Genomic DNA, 20486 nt, shown 5'->3' with positions numbered 1-20486 from the left:
ATAACGAAAATCAGGCGGCAATTGCCGTTGCCGCCGTTTACTATTTATGAACTTTATGTGTCTTGCGCGCGGCTTCCCGCAGCTCTTTCACTTCCACCGGAGTCAGGTGGCGGAACTGTCCGCGAGCCATATTGTGCAAGCCCAGATCTCCGAATTTGACCCTCCGAAGCCGAATGACAGGGTGTTTGATGGCATCAAACATACGGCGAACTTGACGGTTGCGTCCCTCATAGATCGTAATTCGGATCGTGGACTGTTTTCCTTCAGGATCAACATCCTGGTATTCCGCTTCAGCAGGTGCCGTCATGCCATCTTCGAGCATAACGCCCTTCTTCAACTGGTCAAGCAGAGAACCATGCGGTACGCCTTCTACCGTTGCATAATACGTTTTCGGAACGTGATGGCTTGGATGCGTCAGCAGGTTGGCAAATTCGCCATCATTCGTGAGCAGCAGTAGCCCTTCCGTATCGTAATCGAGCCGTCCTACCGGATAGACTCTCTCTCTAATGCCGGGCAAAAAATCAGCCACCACTTTGCGCCCTTGCGGATCCTTTGCGCTTGTGATGACACCTTTAGGTTTATTGAGCATTAAATAAACTTTTTTCTCGCTTCGGATCGGCTTTCCATTAACGGTAATGACATCCGTTGCCGAGTCCGCTTTGACGCCAAGGGTCGTTACTTTCTCTCCGTTCACTTCCACCTGGCCCGCCAAAATCATTTCTTCGCATTTACGCCGGGATGCGATGCCCGCTTGCGCTAATATTTTTTGTAAACGTTCCAATGCTTTCACCTCAACCTCCATCATACCGATATGGAGAGCAAAGCACAAGCACCGTTAACCAAATATGTATAAGCAAATCATAATTGCCGCAATAAATCCGACCAGATCGGAAAAAAGACCAACTTTTAATGCATACCGAGATTTTCGGATGCCGACCGCTCCGAAATAAACAGTTAAGACATACAATGTTGTGTCCGTGCTTCCCTGAATCGTAGAAGCGATACGGCCGATCATTGAATCGGGGCCATACGTCTGAATAAGATCAGCTGTGAAAGCAAGCGATCCTGCTCCTGTCAGCGGCCTAAGAATGCCAAGCGGAAGGATCTCGCTAGGCACATGCAGCCAGTCAAACAGGGGCCGAACGGCCCCCAGCATCATATCCATCGCGCCTGATGCACGAAACATGCTGATGGCAACCATCATGCCGACTAGATGAGGAATAATATTAATCGCCGTGCCGAAGCCGTCTTTGGCTCCCTCGACAAAGGTTTCGTAAACCGGAACTTTGCGAAAAGCTGCATATAAAGGAATAAAAACGATAATAGCAGGGATAAGCCAAGAAGAAGCGCGAGTAAAAAGCTCAAGCAATAGGTCCACCTCCCGGTGAGACGGCGGACAGACTATCGGCTGCCGGATGCGTTACAGCATGCGTCTTGTCCGTCTTTCTCTTCCTTTTGTTGATTGAAGGCGGCGGTGCCGATTTACTGCGGCGGCGGTACCAACGGTCGGCAGCAATCGCCGCTCCGGTTGCGATAATCGTGGCAGCAAGCGTTGTACCGACAATTTCCGTCGGATTAGCGGAGCCATAGTTCATCCGTATTGCAATTAATGTGGTCGGTATGAGCGTTATACTTGAAGTATTAAGTGCAAGAAGCGTACACATGGCAGGCGTGGCGGTCTGAGGATCCGGGTTCAGCTTTTGCAGTTCTTGCATCGCCTTGATTCCCATCGGCGTAGCCGCATTGCCAAGTCCAAATAAGTTGGCGCTCAAATTACTCATAATGTAACCCAGAGCAGGGTGGTTTTTCGGAACATCCGGAAACAGCAGCCGGACGACAGGGCTGAGCAGCCGTGCCAGCTTTTTAAGCAGCCCTGCATCGTCGGCAATACGCATCATGCCTAGCCAAAACACCATGATGCTGATAAGCCCGAAGCTTACCGTGACACCTGACTTCGCGCCATCGAACGCGGCTTGCGTAACGGCGTCGATCTGACCGTTCGCCGCCGCCGCTATCACGCTTACTACAATAAAAAACAACCATATCCAGTTTACCATTGTGGCCGCCTCCCCCGATTAGCCGAATAATGCGTTAACTACAGATGCCAGCGATTGTATAAAAGCCGGTTTCCCCTCGCTGCTGTACTGAGCATTCTTATAATCCGCTAGTGCAGATTTGGTCATCGGCTGCTTTTCCGGCAAATTGAGCCGTCTGCTTCCGTTCTCATAGATCGGAATCGCCGCGACTTTATCCCCGTTCAAATACCATTCAATAGCGCCTCTTTCCCCCAGAGCAAAACGCGTCGTACTTGTATCCTCTACAACAAGCTTGGATTGCAGACTTTCATTCTCAGCCAGCGGATATTTGAAGGACTGACCAATTATATAGGGATAACCGGCAAGCTCTTGCCCTTTGCTGGCGATTTCTACAAGCGGGAAATAGTTAAAGCCCCAATCCAGCATCGCCTTATGATCATTCCAATCATCGCCATCATTAATCGTTACTGCAGCAATCTGCTGTCCGTTTCGCGTTGCGGAGCTAACCAGACAGCGAAAGCTTAGCTTCGTGTATCCGGTTTTGACACCGTCAGCGCCTTCGTACATAGCCAGCATCTTGTTTTTGTTCTTCCAGCTATATTGCCAATTATCATGCGGGTTAGGCGCTGTCTTCACTTTCGTACTAACGATTTCAGCAAACACAGGATTACGCAGGGCATACGCCGTCAGCTTGGCCAAATCATTAGCAGAGGAATAGTGCCCCTCCTCGTCCAGCCCATGCGGATTTTTGAATTGGCTGTTTTCCAATCCCAACATTTGAGCTTTCTCATTCATCAGCAATACGAAACCATCCTCGGAGCCGCCGACATGCTCTGCTATCGCTGTTGCGGCATCATTGCCAGAACGAAGCATCAGCCCGTACAGCATATTAAGCAGCGTCATTTCTTCTCCCAGCTCCAAATAAATCGAAGAACCTTCCCGATGCGCTGCGCGTTTGCTGGTCTTTACTGTATCAGACAGCTTGCCATGTTCAATCGCAACGATCGCCGTCATGATTTTGGTTAAGCTGGCGATGCGCATTTGCTTATCTCCCTCTACGCTGTAAAGCAATCTCCCTGAATTGACATCTATCAAAGCGGAAGCCTTTGCATTTGTCTTGAGCGGTTTTATTTCAGCATTTGCCGTCCTCTGGAAGCTTGTCCCGACAAGCAGCGCTGCAAGAAACAAAATGGGCAGCCGTCGCATTCGTAACATGATATTGCAGCTCCTTTCGTTGTCAGTTCTGGATGCAAGATTAACAGTCTTGTACATCTATATGCGTTATGGGGCAAAAACAGACTTTACAGCAATCTGGAAATGAAAAACTGCCCTTTCGGGCAGTCATTCCCTCATTTTAGATAAGGGTATCGCTTCCGTCCGATATATAATCATGGGAACTGGATGGCGACTTCATCATAGATTGGACCTTGTCGAACACCTGCGGAGCAGAATCGATAATGCGCTCCAGCAAATGCGTTTGATTGTCAAGCGGTACAACCCTTACACCTTGTGTGCCTACGACGAGAAAAGCGATTGGTGTAATCGATACGCCGCCGCCGCTGCCCCCGCCAAAAGGAAGAGAAACAGAAGCGTTATGGTTATTCCCGTCGGAATGCGAAGCACCCTCCGAACCGTCCATGCGGATATCGCTGCCTCCAGCCACAAATCCAAATCCGACCTTAGAGATCGGCATAATAATGCTGCCGTCCGGCGTCTGTACCGGATCGCCAACAATCGTGTTTACGTCCACCATTTCCTTAATGTTTTCCATTGCTGTTTGCATCAAGCCTTGAATTGGATGTTCAGCAGCCATGTTGAAGCCTCCTCTTTGCGCTTATAGGATAAGGACTTACCTACGCTTTTTGTATTGTGCGCAGTTTGGGACGGAGTATGTACGTATGCGATTAAGCCTTGGACAATATATTCTGCCACTCCTTCATGCCGCCTTTTGACTTTTTCGCATTTCTGAACAAATGCATACCGGCAACGATAGCATGACCGAACCGGATTTGGGCCATACAAGACCATTCTGTAGAAAATGAAGCTTTACTGTAATTCGGCTGCACCTGCAGCTGCGGTTCGGCCGTCAATCGGATCAGTTGAGACATGACGCCAATCATCGTCGTTTTGAACGACCATATTCCCCCTGTCGCCATAGCCGTCCACATTGCATCTCCGACGCCGACTTCCGTCGACCAGTTCCATTGCTTCAACTGCACTTTGCTTAACGTTTGCTTTACCCAGCTTGGCAAGTGATTCGTCAATTGGATGATTTGCTTAAACGTATCTATAACCTTCATTACCCGTTCGAAACCAACTTCGTTGTCTTGCTCCTGCTTACTGGTCATTCCAGCCCCGCTGCCCGTCATTTCCTGATGCAGCTTAAACACGCGGCCGTAAAACTCTACGGTCGGGATATGCATTTGATAGCTGACCAGTCCGAATAAGCCTTTTACATCCAACTCAATATCGTCATTGCTGCCTGTCTTCCGGATATGCCCATGGATCACGATCGGGGAAACGTACACAATCGTCATGAGGAGCAGCAAAAAAAGAACGGCCGCCGCAATCCAGCCGTAAAGGGAACCGTACATCTATGCTTCCTCCGTTTTCCGAAATTGGATTTTTCTTAGTATGACAAAAAACAAGCCCGCTTTATTCAGCGGGCTTGTCTTCGGAAATCGGTATAAATTCATCAATCGTCGTCTGTCTTTCACCGAGACGCTCGAATAGCATTTGAGTCTGCTCTTCCAGCGCCTCTTCCATGTCCACCTGTTTCGGTTCGGGCAATGACTTAATGCTTGGCAGGCCGAAATAATCTAAAAATGATTTCGTCGTTCCATATAGAATTGGCCGGCCAATTGCCTCTGCCCTTCCTACTTCTTCAATTAAATCTTTGGACACAAGCGATTGAATCGCTCTGTCGCTCTTAACGCCCCGAATCTCTTCGATGTCGATGCGCGTAATCGGCTGTCTGTAGGCTACAATCGACAACGTCTCCAGCGCCGCTTGCGACAGCTGAGAACGGGTAGGCGTGTAAGCCATCCGTTCGAAATACTCGGCATGGTCGGGATGCGTCGTAAGCCGATAGGAACCCGCAACCTCCGCAACCTGAATGCCCCGTTCTTCCCGAGCCAAATCCCGGTGCAGATCGTACACGAGATCGGCCGCCAGATCGGCGTCCAGCTGCATAATATCAGCCAGCTGACGCTTGTTCAATCCCTCGTCGCCAGCCATAAAGAGCAAGCCCTCAATAATCGACTTCAACTTCGGATAATCCACTGTCCGCAGCTTCCCCTCTCCAATGAATGACGATATCTTCGAATAAAGTGTGCTGGAAGCAGCGAATATGCTTCATTTTCATCAGCTCCAGAATGGCTAGAAACGTAACGACGACCTCATGCTTGTCCATGTTCTCCCGGATAAGCTTCGAGAATCGCACCGTCTCAAACTGGCGCAGCACCTCAACGATATCGCGAATACGGTCCTTGACCGATATTTCATCCCTTTGAACAGTCGCTACGATATTGCGGCGCGCCGCTCTGCGTATGGCACGCTGGAACGCGGCGACAATGTCGGAGACGTGAAGCCCTTCAAGCGGGTTCACATCCTCCTTCTTCAAGTAGGGCGTCATATCGTCAGGCTCGCGTGAATAGACGAGGCTCCGCTCCAGCTCCTTCTCCCGGAGCTGTTCGGCAATCTGCTTGAACTTCCGGTATTCAACGAGCTTCTGAATCAGCTCGTCACGCGGGTCTAGTCCGTCATCCTGCCAATCTTCATATTCATCCTCAAATACGGGAGGCTTCGGCAGCAGCTGCTTGCTCTTTATCGACAGCAGCGTGGCTGCCATCACAAGAAATTCGCTCGTCACGTCCAGCTCCAGCTCTTTCATTGCATGCAAATATTCCATGTATTGATCCGTAATCTCGCTGATCGATACTTCATGGATATCAATCTCAGCCTTGTCGATGAGATGCAGCAGCAAATCGAGCGGCCCTTCGAATGATTCAAGCTTGTAAAGCACTGTCACTTCGTATTTCCTCCCGGCAATCGTCTATCCCTTAATTATGCAGCATTTTCGTTAAATTTGCCATCTCAATTGCAGATGCTGCAGCTTCATAGCCTTTATTGCCGGCTTTAGTGCCCGCACGTTCGATGGCTTGCTCGATGGAATCGACCGTCAAGACGCCGAAAATCGTCGGTACGCCAGTCTTCAGTGCAATCGCCGCAACACCTTTCGCAGCTTCGTTGCAGACGAAATCGAAATGCGGAGTTGACCCCCGGATAACGGCGCCAAGCGTTATTACCGCATCGTATTTTCCGCTTTCCGCCATTTTTTGCGCGATCAACGGAATTTCGAACGCTCCCGGTACCCAAGCGACTTCTACATCGCTGTCTTGCGCGCCGTGACGCTTGAACGCGTCAAGCGCTCCGCCGAGCAGCTTGCTGGAAATGAACTCATTAAATCTGCCTACTACAACCCCAAATTTCAAACCTTCCGATACTAAATGTCCCTCGTAAACATGCGGCATAATTAATTTCCTCCCATTAGTCAATTCTTTTATTGTGGTTATTGCAGTTGTCGTTATTGCTGTTCTTGCCCTTCGAAACGGAGCAAATGCCCCAGCTTGGATTGCTTGGTGCGCAGATAGCCATTGTTGCTTTCATTGGCTTCCATTTGAATTGGCACTCGCTCTACAACTTCAAGGCCGTAGCCCTCCAGCCCTTTGATCTTGCGGGGATTATTCGTCAACAGCCGCATTTTGCGCACGCCGAGATCCTTCAATATTTGCGCTCCGATGCCGTAATCCCGTAAATCAGGCGCAAATCCAAGCTTCAGGTTCGCATCAACCGTATCCAAACCTTGTTCCTGCAGCGCATAAGCTTTCAGCTTATTGATTAAGCCAATGCCCCGGCCTTCTTGGCGCATATAAAGCAGTACGCCCGAGCCCGCTTCATCGATTTGCTTCAGTGCAGCGTCAAGCTGCGGCCCGCAATCGCAGCGGTGCGAATGAAAGACATCTCCGGTCAAGCACTCCGAATGAACACGGACGAGCACAGGCTTTGTACCATCAATTTCACCCTTGACCAGCGCAACATGCTCTTTCCCGTCTAATTCATTCGTGAAAGCGACGGCGCGGAATACGCCAAAATCGGTTGGCAAGTTCACTTCCACTGCACGCTCGACAAGCTTTTCTGTTTCATTGCGGTATTGAATCAGCCCTTGAATCGTAATAAGCTTTAGATCATGCTTTTCTTTGAACGCGGCAAGCTGAGGCATTCTGGCCATCGTGCCGTCCTCGTTAATAATTTCACAGATGACACCTACAGGCTCGGAATTGCAAAGCTTAGCCAAATCAATGGCAGCTTCCGTATGGCCGGCTCTTCTCAGCACACCGCCAGCCTTCGCAATGAGCGGGAAAATATGTCCCGGCTTCCGGTAATCGCCGGCTTGCGTCGCTGGATTGAGTAATGATTTGACCGTCTCCGAACGTTCAAACGCCGAGATTCCCGTCGTCGTCGAAATATGATCGACCGATACGGTAAAGGCCGTACCATGATAATCCGTATTACGAGCGACCATCGGAGGCAAATCCAACTGTTCAGCGCGTTCCTGTGTAAGCGGAACACACACAAGCCCTCTTGCTTCCGTAATCATAAAATTAATGACTTCCGGCGTCGCTTTCTCGCCCAGAGCGATCAGATCGCCTTCATTCTCGCGATCCTCATCATCGACAACGATGACAGGCTTGCCGTCCAGCAAATCCTTTAATGCCGCTTCAATCGTATCAAACAAGCCTTCTTGCAGCAGTTCTTCTTGTCGGCTCATTCTGCATCCCTCCTCATCCCTCTATCTTCTGCAACCCGTCTCTCTTATATAAATCCGTTTTCGCTTAAAAATGCAGTCGTCAGTTTTCCATTCCCGGTTTTTGCCGGAGATGCCTCACCAGGAGAAGATTGTCTTCCGAAATGAAGCAGATGATCGACATACTTGCCGATAATGTCGCATTCGATATTGACTGTCTCTCCCGGCTTTTTACCGAGAAGCGCCGTCTCCTTAAGCGTATGCGGGATGATGGATACCGAGAAGCCATCCTTGGAGGTGTCAATGACCGTCAAGCTGATGCCGTCAATCGTGGCCGAGCCCTTCGGAATGATATAGCGCAGCATGTCATTGTCAGACAGCCGAATCGTGAACACGACGGCATTCGCATATGGCTCCCGGCCCGTTATGATACCGGTTCCGTCCACATGCCCCTGTACGATATGTCCGCCGAAGCGGCCGCCCGCAAGCATCGCGCGTTCCAAATTGACAGCCTGCCCGGGACGAAGACGATCCAAATTCGATTTGCGGTACGTTTCCGGCATGACGTCTGCCGTAAAAGAGCCCTTGGCGTAAGCCGTCACGGTCAGACAGACACCGTTGACCGATATACTGTCACCTAGAGCCACGCCGTCCGTTACGACGGATGCCTCTATCGTCAGCACCATCGCCTCGCCCCGCTTCGAAGCTTGACGCATCGTGCCAACTTCCTCGATAAGCCCCGTAAACATGGGCAGCCCTCCTAACTAGTGTTGACTATACGCCGGATATCCGGCAATGCATATATCTTCGCCCGCCATCTCCACGGCTACACGCTCCAGCTCGATAGCTTGCGCCATTTTCTCAAAGCCGTCGAACGTGAAGGTTCCTGGAGCCTGCAAACCGCCGATAATTTTGGTCGCCATATAAATCATGATTTTGTCGATAAGTCCTGCTTCCAGCATCGCTCCGTTCAGCTTTCCTCCGCCCTCAAGCAGAATAGAACCGATTTCAGCTTCGCCTAGCTTTCTCATCGCTTCCTTCAAGTCGACATGCTCGCCTGCGCCGGCTCTCACGAGCTCCACTCCAGCAGCTTCAAGCGCGGCGCCCTTGGCTTGATCCGCACCCTCTGTCGTCAGTACCAGGGTACGTGCCGAACGGTCCGTTACCACTCTTGCGTCTAGCGGAAGCCTTAGCTTGCTGTCGACGATAATGCGTACCGGATGAATCGCCGGTACTTCCGCCCTTGTCGTCAGCATCGGATCATCGGCTAGCACCGTTGCGATGCCGACCATAATCGCTTCATGCTGATGACGCAGCGTATGAACTTGCTCCCGGGCTGCAGCGCCGGTAATCCAGCGGCTGTCGCCTGTGCGGGAAGCGATCTTGCCGTCCAGCGTGCTTGCTGTCTTCAACGTGACGAAAGGCAGCTTCGTCGTAATATATTTGTTGAATTTCTCGTTCATCGAACGAGATTTTTCCTCCAGCAAGCCTACAGTTACTTCAATTCCAGACTCCCGCAGCCTTTCCAGTCCGCGGCCTGCTACTTGCGGATTAGGATCCGTAGCGGCGACAACGACGCGAGCAGCTTTAGCCGCGATGATCCGTTCGCAGCATGGAGGCGTTTTGCCGAAATGGCTGCACGGCTCGAGCGTCACATAGACGGTCGCTCCCTCTGCCTCGTCTCCCGCCATTTGCAGAGCGTGAACCTCGGCATGCCCGGTTCCCCGTTTCAAATGCGTGCCCACCCCGATGATTCGGCCTTCCTTCACAACTACGCAGCCTACGACCGGATTAATGCCGGTCTGTCCTGCCGCTTTTGCAGCCAGCTCAAGCGCAAGACCCATATAGTAAGAATCATTCAAAACTTCCATAAACGCAAAAACACCCCAATCGGCTGCGTTTGCCAACGGGGTGATAGGTGATGAGACTGCTTCGATTGCATAACGAATAATCAATTCAAACAAACTTATATTCCTTGTGAAAACAGACACAAGCAAATAAGCATGAGTGGATATGCATACGAATCAGATCTCCTTCTCCCATCCAGACTTTACTGTCGGTCCCGGATTTGCACCAGGTCCACCGTTCCGTGCCAGCTGTGCGCGCTAGCGCTCCAATCTGGTACAGCCCGGGTCACGGACTGACGAGCGCTGCCGCATAGAGGTTGACCTCAAATGCCGGTATCGCCCGATCACCGCCGGTTGGGACTTTCACCCGACCCCGAAGGAAAACTGCTATTTTATATGGTTACTGTTAATGTTTCAATCATGCCTTCCTGCAGCGTTAAAGTCAAACTGCAACAAGAACGATTACATTGATGAAATGTTACCACTGTAAAAATGAAAATGCAAGGTTTTTCATCCCTCGAAATTTTAGCAGCCAACAAAAAAACTGCGACGGAAGGGTTGTCCCTTCACATCGCAGTCTTAAGGTAAACGTCCGTTAAAGTGAATTAAGCTTCGTACACTTCAACTTTTTGCATTTTATCGCGGCCTTTGAATGCATCAACATGCTCCATGCCTTTGCTTACTTTACCGAAAACGGTATGTTGACCGTCCAGGTGCGGCTGCGGCTGGTAACCGATATAGAACTGGCTGCCGCCAGTGTTACGGCCAGCATGTGCCATTGCAAGGCTTCCGCGCTCATGCTTGTTCGGGTTGATCTCGCAGTTGATTTGGTACCCAGGGCCGCCGGTGCCAGTGCCGTTTGGACAACCTCCTTGAGCAACAAAACCCGGAATAACACGGTGGAATACGAGACCGTTATAGAAACCATCGTTAGCCAGCTTCTCGAAGTTAGCTACTGTGTTGGGAGCGTCTTGATCAAACAGGTCGATTACGACCTCTGCGCCATTTTCTAATGTGATTTTTGCTTGTTTTGCCATGTGTGAACATCAACCTTTCTACATCGAATAACACTACGTTACCAAATTTCGCCCTTACTTCGCAAGTTCTGCTTTGCGAAGGCGTGCTGGAATAACGTCATTAGCGACAATATTGTCGAGTGATTCGCGTTGAACAGCCAGGTCGGCTTGCCCGTCTTTGACAAATACGACTGCCGGACGGCGGATGCGGTTATAGTTGCTCGCCATGGCATAGTTGTATGCGCCTGTGCAGAATACAGCGAGCAAATCGCCGATATTCGCTTTAGGCAGCTCCAGGTCGATGATGAGCTTGTCGCCACTCTCGCAAGCTTTGCCTGCAACCGTTACAGTCTCTTCATTCGCTTCGTTAGCGCGGTTTGCAAGTATCGCTTCGTATTCGGACTGATACAATGCCGGACGCGGATTGTCCGTCATACCGCCGTCAACAGCGATGTATTTGCGTACGCCCGGAATTTCCTTCGCTGTGCCGATCGTGTACAGCGTCGTACCTGCGTCGCCAACCATACTGCGGCCCGGCTCTACCCAAATTTCAGGAAGCGGGAATTCCGCTGCCGTGAAGTTCGAAATAATGGCATCGGTAATGGCTCCAACATATTGTGCAATTGGAAGCGGTGTATCGCCTTCTACATAACGAATACCGAAGCCGCCGCCAAGGTTGATAACTTGGAAAGTCAGACCCAGATCTTTGCGGATTTCAACTGCAAATTGCGAAACTTTGTCTACAGCCATACGGAAGCCGTCCACTTCGAAAATTTGCGAGCCGATATGCGAGTGAACGCCTAGCACTTCAAGGTTGGCAAGTGCAATAGCTTCTTGAATCGCTTTCTTAGCAGCGCCGTTCGCAAGGTCAAAGCCGAACTTGGAATCCTGTTGACCCGTCGAAATATAATCATGCGTATGCGCTTCTACACCCGGCGTAATGCGGAGCAAAATTTTCACAGTCAGCCCTTTTTCCGCAGCCAGTGCGTTGAGCAGGTGCAGCTCGACAAAGTTGTCGACTACGAAGCAGCCAATTCCTGCTTCCAGTGCCATGTTGATCTCGTCAGGTGTTTTGTTGTTGCCATGGAAGTGGATACGCTCCACAGGGAAGCCGGCTTGCAAAGCGGTATAGAGCTCACCATCGGATACGACGTCAAGCGACAGCCCTTCCTGCTCGGCAATCGCGCACATTGCCATAACGCTGAACGCTTTGCTTGCGTAAGCGACTTGGAATTTCAGTCCGGAAGCTTTGAACGCCTCCACATATTCGGATGCGCGCTGGCGTACAAGCGCTTCGTCAACGATATATAGCGGTGTGCCGAACTCCTTTGCCAGATCGGTCGTGTCGACACCACCGATTTCCAAATGCCCTTTGGCATTGATTTTGCTAGTTCCATGCAAATACATTAAATTATCCCCCTCGGAGTTCTTCTATCCCAATGATAGAGCACGAATCATTACGATTCGAACGAATACCAACAGTATATCGCAATCCATCGCCGAGAGAAATGGATAATTTCACAATTCATTTGCATTTTTTTAGCCTTTTATTAGCGCCGCGGCATCTTATCCATCTGCTGCGGGCGAAGCAGATTTGGCCTTGTCCGGTTTTTCAGCACCGGCTGGCGTACGATAATGTTCCACATTGCCCTTGGATCAAATGGAATGAACGGCCACATATAAGGTCTGTTGAACGAGCGCTCCATGCACAGCACCAATAATACAGCAGTCGTTGCAATCATGAAGCCCGGCACCTGAAAGGCAGCCACGGCAACGATAAGAACGAGCCGGACGATACGGTTGGCAAGACCCAGCTCATAGCTCGGCGTAGCGAACATGCCGATGGCTGCGATCGCCATATAGAGCACTACCTCATTGATAAACAACCCTGTTTTTACCGCGATATCGCCGATCATAATCGCCGCAACCAATGACATTGCAGTCGCCAGCGAGGTTGGGGTATGGACAGAAGCCATACGCAGCAAGTCGACACCGATCTCCACGAGCAGAAACTGGAGAACGAGCGGCATCATGCCTGTTTTTTGCGGACCAAGAAAAGCAAGAACCGCAGGCTTGAGCTCCGGGTGCATAACGAACAACAGCCACATCGGAAGCAGAAACAGCGAGGCAAAAATACCGAGAAAACGAACCCAGCGCAAATAAGTTCCAATAAAAGGCGTCTGACGGTTTTCTTCCGCATGCTGCACCAGATCAAAGAAAGTCGTCGGCAGAATCATGACGCTGGGTGACGTGTCGACAAAGACAGAAACGTTTCCTTCCAGCAAGTGAGCAGCGACAACGTCTGGCCGCTCCGAGTAGCGGACCAGCGGATAAGGATTCCAGCCCCGCTTCACGGTAGCCTCCTCCAACTGCTTGTCCGCAAGCGGCAAGCCGTCGATATCGACGAGGCTAATCTTGTCTTTAATCGATTTCAGCAGCTCCTTGTCGACTAAATCATCGATATAAGCGATGCAAATATCCGATTGCGTCCGCTCCCCCACCTTCATGAGCTCATAGCGAAGCTGAGGATCACGCAGCCTTCTGCGCACGAGCGAAATGTTGACCATCAGCGTCTCGGTAAATCCGTCTCTGCTCCCCCTCACAACACGCTCAAGAGACGGCTCCTCCGGGCCTCGCGCCGGGAAGTTTTTGGCGTCAATAACAAGCGCAGTGGATTCGTTGTCGATGAAAAAAGCGGTGTCGCCGGACATAACATGGGACAAAACCTCGTTCCAATCGTCAACAGGCGTCACCTGGGCAGCAGGAACATACAGATCGAAGAAGGAGCGGAACGCATGGCCGGACAGTTCATCCGGATGCAAATACGTCAGCCTTTTCAAAATGTCGGTCAACAGTACGCTTTGCGAAAGGCCATTCATGAAAAACATCGCGGTCCGATGCTCCCCAAACGTCATCTCACGGACAACGATGTCAAAGCTTGTTTTATAACCGATATCATGGGTCAATCTCTCCAGCACGTCATCCAGGCTGCTGGGAATCGCTGAACTTTTTTGCTCTTTGTTGCTGCTTCGTTTCCCCCGTTCGGATGAGTAGCTTGCCTGCCTATGCCCGGCTTCTGGATTTGGAGCCTCCCCCGTCGACAAACCGGTTTCCTCGTTCAACCGTTCCTTAGGCACAAAGCCTGCCGGCGGCATAGGCCCCCCATCGCTGCCCTGCCGCTCTTTATCGAAATCCGTCATCCGCTTAGCCCCCTTCATTTCGTCGTCGTGTAAATTACCATTGATAATAGAGCCAATCAAATAGCGAACCGAGCGTTTTGCCAAGCACCATTGCCATAACAAGACTGACTAAATAGTCGGAGAGATTCATCCGTTTGGCTAGAATAGGCAGTACATTCATCACTTCCGTAAGTGCTGCCGCCAGCATGCCGACAAAGATTCCGTCCAGCAAGCCCGAGAAGATCAGGACTGAAATCTTCGGCAAAGCAAGTTCCCAATCGAGAAAGTCGGCAAATGTCCAATACATTGACCCTCCGACAATCGCGGTTTCGAACCAAGCTGACATCCGGTAAGCTCTCGCCACCTGCGCCAGCCTTGGAACCAGATCAAATACGATTAGCAGCGCAACCAACCCGCTGCCTACGGCCAACCCGCCGGACAAGCCAATAAAAGCAGCCAGCAAATTGCGTGCATAATCAATTATCATCGCCGGCATGTCCTTGGCTCGAACTGTTTTTTTTTCGCATTTCGTCAGCGATGACGTAGGCATTCACATTTTCCTGATACGTATACAACTCCACTTCAAGCGGGTTTGGCTCTTCATTGAAACGCTTGCGGAACAAATGGTTGAAAAACAAAATCATCCCTAGACCGATGCCGAGCGAATAAGGAATTTGAAACCAGAGCGGATGCTCTGTCTTTTCTCCGGTTATAAGCTCAACAATTCGAATATGAACCTCCCGCATGCTGACGTCGGTATGAAAATTCATAATCGCCAGCCCCGCACCGAAAAACAGCAGCAGCCAGGCGAACAACAGCACGATAATACGCGGTTTCACAGGCTTCTCGGATACCATAATCAGCACCTGCGGATCGCCGTAAGCCTCGACGGTGAGTGAGGGCTCTGCCAATCGAATCGCTTTGACAATCTGCAGCAGATCGATAACGACCCGGTTGCCGTCCGCTTTCGCATGACGATACAGCACAAGGTCCGCAAGACGCTGCTCCTGCTCATCGTTAGCAGCGAGCAGCCTGGCCACTTGGCCTAACGTTACTTTATGTCTGGGACGAATCGTAATTCGTTTTTTGAGACGCAGATAGAGAGCCGATTGACGGGGTACGTCCATCTGTCATCATTCCTAACGTATTGGATTCACTTCCCTTTTAGTATGAGAAAAGGCGGCGGCGGATAGTCATGCTTGCTAAGGTAAAAAATTGAAAAGACCAAACCGCCTATTGGGCGATCTGGTCTCGAATGGACTGCAATATTTTTTTCTCCAGACGTGATACTTGCACTTGGGAAATGCCAAGCCTGCTGGCAACCTCGGACTGCGTCTTATCCCGGTAATAGCGCAAATAGACGATCAGCCGTTCCCTCTCATTGAGGCCTTCGATCGCTTCCACCAGCGCCAGCTTATCGAACCAGCGCTCCTGCGAATCATCCGCAATCTGGTCCATCAGCGTAATGGGGTCTCCGTCATTCTCGAATACAGTCTCATGAATCGAGGTTGGCGGCTTATTCGCTTCCTGAGCAAAGACGACATCCTCCGGTGTGATACCAAGGCGCTCCGCTACCTCGCTAATCGTCGGCAGACGGCCAAGCGTCTTGGACAGCTCATCCTTCATCTTCCGTACTTTGTTCGCCGTTTCCTTCAGCGACCGGCTTACCTTGAGCGTGCCGTCATCGCGCAAAAACCGCTGAATTTCTCCGATAATCATCGGGACGGCATAGGTGGAAAACTTCACGTCATAAGACAAATCAAACTTGTCGACGGACTTCAGCAGTCCGATACAACCGATCTGGAACAAATCTTCCGGTTCGTAGCCGCGGTTGATAAACCGCTGTACGACCGACCATACGAGCCGGATATTGCAATGTACGAGAGTATCTCTTGCCAACGTATCGCCAGACTGGCTTAGCGCTATAAGCCGCTTTACTTCCGCGTCATCCAAATACGGCTGAGCCGTTTGCTTCTTCAAATCGACATCCATGAGGTTCAACCCCTATGCGCTAGTTGTATAGCGCTTTTTTCGATTCGATTCGTTTCAGCATCGAGAGACGGGTGCCCCCGCCAAGATCGCTGGAAACCTCGAAACGGTCCATAAAATTTTCCATAATCGTGAATCCCATGCCCGAGCGCTCGAGCTCCGGCTTCGACGTATAAAGCGGCTGGCGGGCCAAATCCAAATCCTCGATTCCATGTCCGTTGTCACTGATGATCAGCGATACGGAATCACCTTCGATCGAGGCTTCAATCGTTACTTTTCCAGAAGGGTCACTGTCATAGCCATGAATAATGGCGTTAGTCACCGCTTCCGACACTGCGGTTTTCAAATCGTTCAGCTCCTCCAATGTCGGATCAAGCTGAGATACGAAGGACGCGATGGCAACGCGCGCGAAAGCTTCATTTTCAGAGCGCGCGCTAAAGGTCAGCGTCATTTCATTCCGTCCGTTCACGAGACCACCTCCAGGCTTGATATCGCTGTTCGCTCATTGTCATGGATCTCCAATATTTTGAACAGGCCTGACATTTCGAACAGCCGATACACATTCGGATTCACATCGCAGACGACCATCTTGCCGCCTTTGCTTTTCACCTGCTTGTACCTGCCGAGGATGACGCCGAGCCCGGAGCTGTCCATAAATTGCAGCTCTTTCAAGCTTAAGAGAATATGAACGCTCGAGCCGCGAGCAATCGCTTCCTCCATTTTGTACCGGACGACATCGGCGGTATGATGGTCAAGCTCTCCTCTGAGACGTACGATGAGCACGTTCCGGTAATGCTCCAATTCCGCTTGCAAACTCATTATCGCTGTTCATCTCCTTCTGCTACGCATTTGGATCGAACTAGCATTTCTCCAAGCGGAAGCCGCTTTCCTGCAAGGCGACAAAACTAGAAGCATACCGCTAGAAGGCGACAAATTACGCTGGCCTTTTGCCCGGAAACTATGTGAACAATCCGCCTAAAGAGCGCTGAAGCATCTTCCACCAGCCGGCTCTATCAATCGACTGCGGCGCGTCTACAGGAAACTCCTTGAGCACCTGGTCACCTTGGAAAACGATCAGCTTGCCGATCGGCTGACCGATTTTCACCGGCGCTTTCAACGGTTCAAGCTGCAGCTCATAGCGGATATCTGTCGTAGGCGTTCCTTTTTTCAACAGCACACTATATTGATGTTTGGCCACGATCGGCATCTGAGAAGCAGTACCTTTCTCGATGTTGACATTGCCCATCGTATCGCCCTCTTTAAAGATCGAATGGGTCATGTACTGGGCAAAAGCGTAATCAAACATTTGAGCTACTTCGTTGTTTCTTGTTTTCGTATTCGGCTCGCCCATTACGACAGCAATGATCCGCAGATCATCGCGTCTAGCTGTAGCAGACAAGCAAAATTTCGCCTCGCTGGTAAAGCCGGTTTTCAAACCGTCTGCACCGCTATAGAAGCGGACAAGCTTGTTCGTGTTCACAAGCCAGAACGGTTTTTCCGAAGTTTTCCGGAGATAATCCTGGTACAGTCCCGTATATTTCGTAATTTCCGAATGCTTGAGCAATTCCCTCGACATCACAGCAATATCATGAGCGGAAGAGTAGTGATCCGTTGTCGGCAAGCCGTTGCAATTGGCAAAATGAGTTTCTTTTAGCCCAAGCTGCTGAGCCTTTTCATTCATTTTCGCCACAAATTGCTGCTCGGTGCCGGCGAGCTTCTCCGCCATTGCCACAGAGGCGTCATTGCCGGATGCCAGCGCAATCCCTTTAATCATGTCGTCTACCGTCATTTCCTCGCCGGGCTCGAGAAAAATTTGCGAGCCGCCCATAGAGGAAGCGTATTCGCTGGCCTGGACTTTGTCCGTCAGCTTAATCGTTCCGTCGTCAATGGCTTCCATAATAAGAAGCATCGTCATAACTTTCGTTATACTCGCAGGCGGCAGTTTATCATTGCTGTTTTTTTCATAGATGATTGTACCGCTGTCTGCATCCATCAAAATCGCAGATCTTGCGGAAGGAGCCAGGTCGGCGGCCGAACCCGCATTCGCCGGTGCTTTCTCTTCAGCGAATGCCGCGACAGGCATCGCCATACTTAGTGCGGCTACTAGAAGAAATAGTTTCATACATCGTTTTTTCATGGCAGGTCCCTCCAAAGATGATGCAGTCAGGCTGACCGCAATTCGGCTAATTTTTCCTCTACAGTGTCGGCTTGTTTGTAGAAAATTATTCCACCTTTGAAATAATATCCGGAGCTGGAGGGAGTGATAGAAAGCAAACCCCGGGCTCACTGCGTGTTTTGGTCCATGCTGCCGTTCTTGATCCCATTTTCCCATCGCTTTCACGATGCATAATGGATAGAATCTGCAAAATGTCATCCTGGACTCAAAACACTCCGCTCACCCTGTGTGCATCTCACAGCCGAATAATCAATTCAAAGAGCGATAGCCGGACCTCTGATAGTTAATAGAACCCGGGATCACTGCATGTTTTGGTCCATGCTGCCGATCCTGATCCCATTTTCCCATCGCTTTCACGATGCATAATGGATAGAATCTGCAACATTCCGCTCACCTTGAGCGCAAGTGGCACACAAAATAAACACTTCAGTGCTTACTAAATACAGCAGGATTGAGCGTTACACTAATTAATAGCGTAGTGGTAGCGTTCAGGTACGCTAGAGGTCGGATACCATCATTTTGACTCTCATTTACTCGTTGAGAGCTAAGTTAAGAAAGATAGAAATGAATCAAAATGCAAAAGTGCAGGTTGATTAGTCTAAAATGCTTGGAAAAAGCTAAAATCGACCATTTCAAATGTATTTTTGCATTTTGATCGATAATTTGGGCCTTTTGAGGCACATCAACATGTATTTTTACATTTTGATACAGTGGAGAGCAGACTCGACAGCTAGTTGTATATAGTTACACGATTCATTACAACCTCGCTTTATTTTGCAGCTCAGAGTGTGATGCAGCCTGCCCGTTAACGAAAGTTTGTGAGAGACGTAGCACATTTAGGCGACAAAGATGTCTACCGTGCGTGCCTCCCGGCGCGCGGTGCCATCGCGTCACGCGATGCTCGGTCGCACGTCGGCGGTCATACCTTGTTGTTTCACTTCAGGTTAGCGAAGGAACAAATCACCAGCTGCGCCTGCCACATTAAAGCTTGAAAATCAAAAGGAAAAGAAAATAGAACAAAAAGCAAAAAGAGAAACCTCACGTTTTCACAAACGTTGGTTTCTCTTTTGCTTTTTGTGCAATTCTTTATTCAGTTCGTGTAACGCCATCAGCCGTCACAATCGACAGCAGCAGCGGCCGCAAGTCTGGCTTGGTCGAATCGACGGCATATGCGCCGCGGACTTGTTCCGCGACCTCTGCCTCCGCCTCGCCGTTTCTTCTAGCATGAAGAACAGCAAGCGTCTCGCCTGCATGAACCTTATCCCCGACTTTCTTCGTCATGACAATACCAACGGCATAATCGATTTCAGCATCCTTCGTTGCTCTGCCTGCTCCAAGAAGCATGGCTGCCGTACCAAGACGCTCGGCATCGATCGCTTTTACATAGCCATTATCCGTCGCCTTTACCTCGATAACAACTGGAGCGACTGGGAGCTTAGATGGGTCGTCCGCCACCGAGCCGTCTCCGCCTTGTGCGGCAACGAACTGTCTGAACTTCTCCAGTGCAGCGCCATTATTGAGTTGGGAACGAAGCAGTGTTTTCGCTTCCTCAACATTTTCCGCCTTGCCGCCCAGCACCGTCATATGCGCGCCAAGTGTCAGACAAAGCTCCGTTAAATCCTCCGGCCCTTTTCCCTGCAGCGTCTCAATGGACTCCTTCACTTCGAGCGCATTGCCGATTGCAAAACCAAGCGGCTGGTCCATATCGCTAATGATGGCCGCCGTCTGACGGCCTACCTTCGTACCGATCGCGACCATTGCTTGGGCCAATTCTTCGGATTGCTCCAAAGTCTTCATAAAAGCTCCGCTGCCTGTCTTTACATCAAGCACGATTGCATCGGCTCCCGCCGCAATCTTCTTGCTCATTACCGAGCTTGCAATTAACGGAATGGACTCAACCGTTCCCGTTACGTCACGGAGAGCATATAACTTTTTATCCGCCGGAGCCAGATTGCCGCTTTGTCCGATAACGGATAAGCCTAGCTCATTTACTTGACTCATGAATTTCTCACGGGAAAGCTCCGTCTGGAAACCCGCGATCGATTCCAGCTTGTCGATCGTTCCTCCTGTATGTCCAAGGCCGCGCCCGGACATCTTCGCTACCGGAACGCCTATGGAAGCAACCAGCGGCGCCACGATTAAGGTGGTTTTGTCGCCCACGCCGCCTGTGCTGTGCTTGTCTACTTTAATGCCGGCTATCGGCGCAAGATCAACCTGATCGCCGGAATTCGCCATTGCTAAAGTAAGTGCTGCGGTCTCCGCCGCGGTCATTCCGCGAAAGAGCACGGCCATCGCCCAAGCCGACATCTGATAATCAGGTATATCGCCTTCACAATAGCCGTCGACAAGAAAGGTAAGCTCCGAGGCGGTCAATTCGCCGCCGTCCCGCTTTTTCTGAATTAAATCCACTGCGCGCATGTCATTCTCTCCCGTCCGC

At 50.6% G+C, this 20486-nt stretch carries 22 protein-coding genes and 1 riboswitch; all 22 genes read right to left on the bottom strand.

Annotated elements, in window-relative coordinates; all coding sequences use genetic code 11:
• Positions 1-40: 40 nt before the first annotated feature.
• On the bottom strand, positions 41-781 hold the full coding sequence (locus IEX98_RS03980; RefSeq protein WP_188887966.1) for a pseudouridine synthase: 741 nt from the start codon (positions 779-781) through the stop codon (positions 41-43).
• A 54-nt stretch (positions 782-835) separates the two neighbouring features.
• On the bottom strand, positions 836-1369 hold the full coding sequence (locus IEX98_RS03975; RefSeq protein ID WP_188887600.1) for a spore maturation protein: 534 nt from the start codon (positions 1367-1369) through the stop codon (positions 836-838).
• Positions 1362-2057, bottom strand: a complete 696-nt coding sequence (locus IEX98_RS03970) for a nucleoside recognition domain-containing protein (protein ID WP_188887599.1) — start codon at positions 2055-2057, stop codon at positions 1362-1364. The genes IEX98_RS03975 and IEX98_RS03970 overlap by 8 nt, the downstream gene beginning before the upstream one ends.
• Positions 2058-2075: 18 nt before the next feature.
• The gene (locus IEX98_RS03965; protein ID WP_188887598.1) at positions 2076-3251 is read right to left on the bottom strand and encodes a D-alanyl-D-alanine carboxypeptidase family protein; all 1176 of its coding nucleotides are present in this window, start codon (positions 3249-3251) and stop codon (positions 2076-2078) included.
• Between the two features lie 139 nt (positions 3252-3390).
• A complete protein-coding gene (ytfJ, locus tag IEX98_RS03960) occupies positions 3391-3849 on the bottom strand; it encodes a GerW family sporulation protein (RefSeq protein ID WP_188887597.1) in 459 nt (152 codons plus the stop codon).
• A 91-nt stretch (positions 3850-3940) separates the two neighbouring features.
• Positions 3941-4630 carry a DUF2953 domain-containing protein gene (locus IEX98_RS03955; protein ID WP_188887596.1) on the bottom strand — a complete coding sequence of 230 codons (690 nt, stop codon included), beginning with the start codon at positions 4628-4630 and terminating at the stop codon, positions 3941-3943.
• A 61-nt stretch (positions 4631-4691) separates the two neighbouring features.
• Positions 4692-5318, bottom strand: a complete 627-nt coding sequence (scpB, locus tag IEX98_RS03950; RefSeq protein WP_188887595.1) for an SMC-Scp complex subunit ScpB — start codon at positions 5316-5318, stop codon at positions 4692-4694.
• The gene (locus tag IEX98_RS03945) at positions 5287-6066 is read right to left on the bottom strand and encodes a segregation and condensation protein A (protein WP_188887594.1); all 780 of its coding nucleotides are present in this window, start codon (positions 6064-6066) and stop codon (positions 5287-5289) included. The genes scpB and IEX98_RS03945 overlap by 32 nt, the downstream gene beginning before the upstream one ends.
• Positions 6067-6097: 31 nt before the next feature.
• Positions 6098-6568, bottom strand: a complete 471-nt coding sequence (gene ribH, locus IEX98_RS03940; protein WP_042162619.1) for a 6,7-dimethyl-8-ribityllumazine synthase — start codon at positions 6566-6568, stop codon at positions 6098-6100.
• Positions 6569-6621: 53 nt separating this feature from the next.
• Complete coding sequence (locus IEX98_RS03935; RefSeq protein ID WP_308421735.1) at positions 6622-7866, bottom strand: bifunctional 3,4-dihydroxy-2-butanone-4-phosphate synthase/GTP cyclohydrolase II; 1245 nt, start codon at positions 7864-7866, stop codon at positions 6622-6624.
• Between the two features lie 44 nt (positions 7867-7910).
• Entirely contained in the window at positions 7911-8591 is a 681-nt protein-coding gene (ribE, locus tag IEX98_RS03930) for a riboflavin synthase (RefSeq protein ID WP_188887593.1), read from the bottom strand.
• A gap of 15 nt (positions 8592-8606) precedes the next feature.
• Positions 8607-9713, bottom strand: a complete 1107-nt coding sequence (gene ribD / locus IEX98_RS03925; protein WP_188887964.1) for a bifunctional diaminohydroxyphosphoribosylaminopyrimidine deaminase/5-amino-6-(5-phosphoribosylamino)uracil reductase RibD — start codon at positions 9711-9713, stop codon at positions 8607-8609.
• 156 nt (positions 9714-9869) lie between these two features.
• A riboswitch (FMN riboswitch) is annotated at positions 9870-10074 on the bottom strand.
• Positions 10075-10294: 220 nt separating this feature from the next.
• On the bottom strand, positions 10295-10726 hold the full coding sequence (locus IEX98_RS03920) for a peptidylprolyl isomerase (RefSeq protein WP_188887592.1): 432 nt from the start codon (positions 10724-10726) through the stop codon (positions 10295-10297).
• A 54-nt stretch (positions 10727-10780) separates the two neighbouring features.
• Positions 10781-12112 carry a diaminopimelate decarboxylase gene (gene lysA / locus IEX98_RS03915; protein WP_188887591.1) on the bottom strand — a complete coding sequence of 444 codons (1332 nt, stop codon included), beginning with the start codon at positions 12110-12112 and terminating at the stop codon, positions 10781-10783.
• 143 nt (positions 12113-12255) lie between these two features.
• A complete protein-coding gene (locus IEX98_RS03910) occupies positions 12256-13905 on the bottom strand; it encodes a spore germination protein (protein ID WP_188887590.1) in 1650 nt (549 codons plus the stop codon).
• A 34-nt stretch (positions 13906-13939) separates the two neighbouring features.
• Entirely contained in the window at positions 13940-14371 is a 432-nt protein-coding gene (locus tag IEX98_RS03905; protein ID WP_188887589.1) for a stage V sporulation protein AB, read from the bottom strand.
• Positions 14361-15011: a stage V sporulation protein AA gene (locus IEX98_RS03900; protein ID WP_188887588.1), complete on the bottom strand. Its 651-nt coding sequence runs from the start codon at positions 15009-15011 to the stop codon at positions 14361-14363. The genes IEX98_RS03905 and IEX98_RS03900 overlap by 11 nt, the downstream gene beginning before the upstream one ends.
• Positions 15012-15117: 106 nt before the next feature.
• Entirely contained in the window at positions 15118-15876 is a 759-nt protein-coding gene (sigF, locus tag IEX98_RS03895; RefSeq protein ID WP_188887587.1) for an RNA polymerase sporulation sigma factor SigF, read from the bottom strand.
• Between the two features lie 19 nt (positions 15877-15895).
• Positions 15896-16324, bottom strand: a complete 429-nt coding sequence (gene spoIIAB / locus IEX98_RS03890; RefSeq protein WP_188887963.1) for an anti-sigma F factor — start codon at positions 16322-16324, stop codon at positions 15896-15898.
• A 14-nt stretch (positions 16325-16338) separates the two neighbouring features.
• Positions 16339-16692, bottom strand: coding sequence for an anti-sigma F factor antagonist (spoIIAA, locus tag IEX98_RS03885; protein ID WP_042162629.1), 354 nt, complete (start codon positions 16690-16692; stop codon positions 16339-16341).
• Positions 16693-16831: 139 nt separating this feature from the next.
• Positions 16832-18010 (bottom strand): D-alanyl-D-alanine carboxypeptidase family protein, encoded by a 1179-nt coding sequence (locus IEX98_RS03880; RefSeq protein ID WP_188887586.1) that lies wholly within the window; start codon positions 18008-18010, stop codon positions 16832-16834.
• Between the two features lie 1125 nt (positions 18011-19135).
• Positions 19136-20467 (bottom strand): pyrimidine-nucleoside phosphorylase, encoded by a 1332-nt coding sequence (locus IEX98_RS03875; RefSeq protein WP_188887585.1) that lies wholly within the window; start codon positions 20465-20467, stop codon positions 19136-19138.
• Positions 20468-20486 lie beyond the last annotated feature (19 nt).

This window comes from Paenibacillus radicis (ex Gao et al. 2016), assembly GCF_014641555.1.
Classification (GTDB): Bacteria; Bacillota; Bacilli; order Paenibacillales; family Paenibacillaceae; genus Pristimantibacillus; species Pristimantibacillus radicis.
This window is presented reverse-complemented; position numbering and strand designations above follow the sequence as displayed.

Coding starts and splice junctions, on each gene's coding strand:
- IEX98_RS03970 (WP_188887599.1), bottom strand. CDS start 2,057: ATGGTAAACTGGATATGGTTGTTTTTTATTGTAGTAAGCGTGATAGCG.
- IEX98_RS03965 (WP_188887598.1), bottom strand. CDS start 3,251: ATGTTACGAATGCGACGGCTGCCCATTTTGTTTCTTGCAGCGCTGCTT.
- ytfJ (WP_188887597.1), bottom strand. CDS start 3,849: ATGGCTGCTGAACATCCAATTCAAGGCTTGATGCAAACAGCAATGGAA.
- IEX98_RS03955 (WP_188887596.1), bottom strand. CDS start 4,630: ATGTACGGTTCCCTTTACGGCTGGATTGCGGCGGCCGTTCTTTTTTTG.
- ribH (WP_042162619.1), bottom strand. CDS start 6,568: ATGCCGCATGTTTACGAGGGACATTTAGTATCGGAAGGTTTGAAATTT.
- IEX98_RS03935 (WP_308421735.1), bottom strand. CDS start 7,866: ATGAGCCGACAAGAAGAACTGCTGCAAGAAGGCTTGTTTGATACGATT.
- ribE (WP_188887593.1), bottom strand. CDS start 8,591: ATGTTTACGGGGCTTATCGAGGAAGTTGGCACGATGCGTCAAGCTTCG.
- ribD (WP_188887964.1), bottom strand. CDS start 9,713: ATGGAAGTTTTGAATGATTCTTACTATATGGGTCTTGCGCTTGAGCTG.
- IEX98_RS03920 (WP_188887592.1), bottom strand. CDS start 10,726: ATGGCAAAACAAGCAAAAATCACATTAGAAAATGGCGCAGAGGTCGTA.
- lysA (WP_188887591.1), bottom strand. CDS start 12,112: ATGTATTTGCATGGAACTAGCAAAATCAATGCCAAAGGGCATTTGGAA.
- IEX98_RS03910 (WP_188887590.1), bottom strand. CDS start 13,905: ATGACGGATTTCGATAAAGAGCGGCAGGGCAGCGATGGGGGGCCTATG.
- IEX98_RS03905 (WP_188887589.1), bottom strand. CDS start 14,371: ATGATAATTGATTATGCACGCAATTTGCTGGCTGCTTTTATTGGCTTG.
- IEX98_RS03900 (WP_188887588.1), bottom strand. CDS start 15,011: ATGGACGTACCCCGTCAATCGGCTCTCTATCTGCGTCTCAAAAAACGA.
- sigF (WP_188887587.1), bottom strand. CDS start 15,876: ATGGATGTCGATTTGAAGAAGCAAACGGCTCAGCCGTATTTGGATGAC.
- spoIIAB (WP_188887963.1), bottom strand. CDS start 16,324: ATGACGCTGACCTTTAGCGCGCGCTCTGAAAATGAAGCTTTCGCGCGC.
- spoIIAA (WP_042162629.1), bottom strand. CDS start 16,692: ATGAGTTTGCAAGCGGAATTGGAGCATTACCGGAACGTGCTCATCGTA.
- IEX98_RS03880 (WP_188887586.1), bottom strand. CDS start 18,010: ATGAAAAAACGATGTATGAAACTATTTCTTCTAGTAGCCGCACTAAGT.
- IEX98_RS03875 (WP_188887585.1), bottom strand. CDS start 20,467: ATGCGCGCAGTGGATTTAATTCAGAAAAAGCGGGACGGCGGCGAATTG.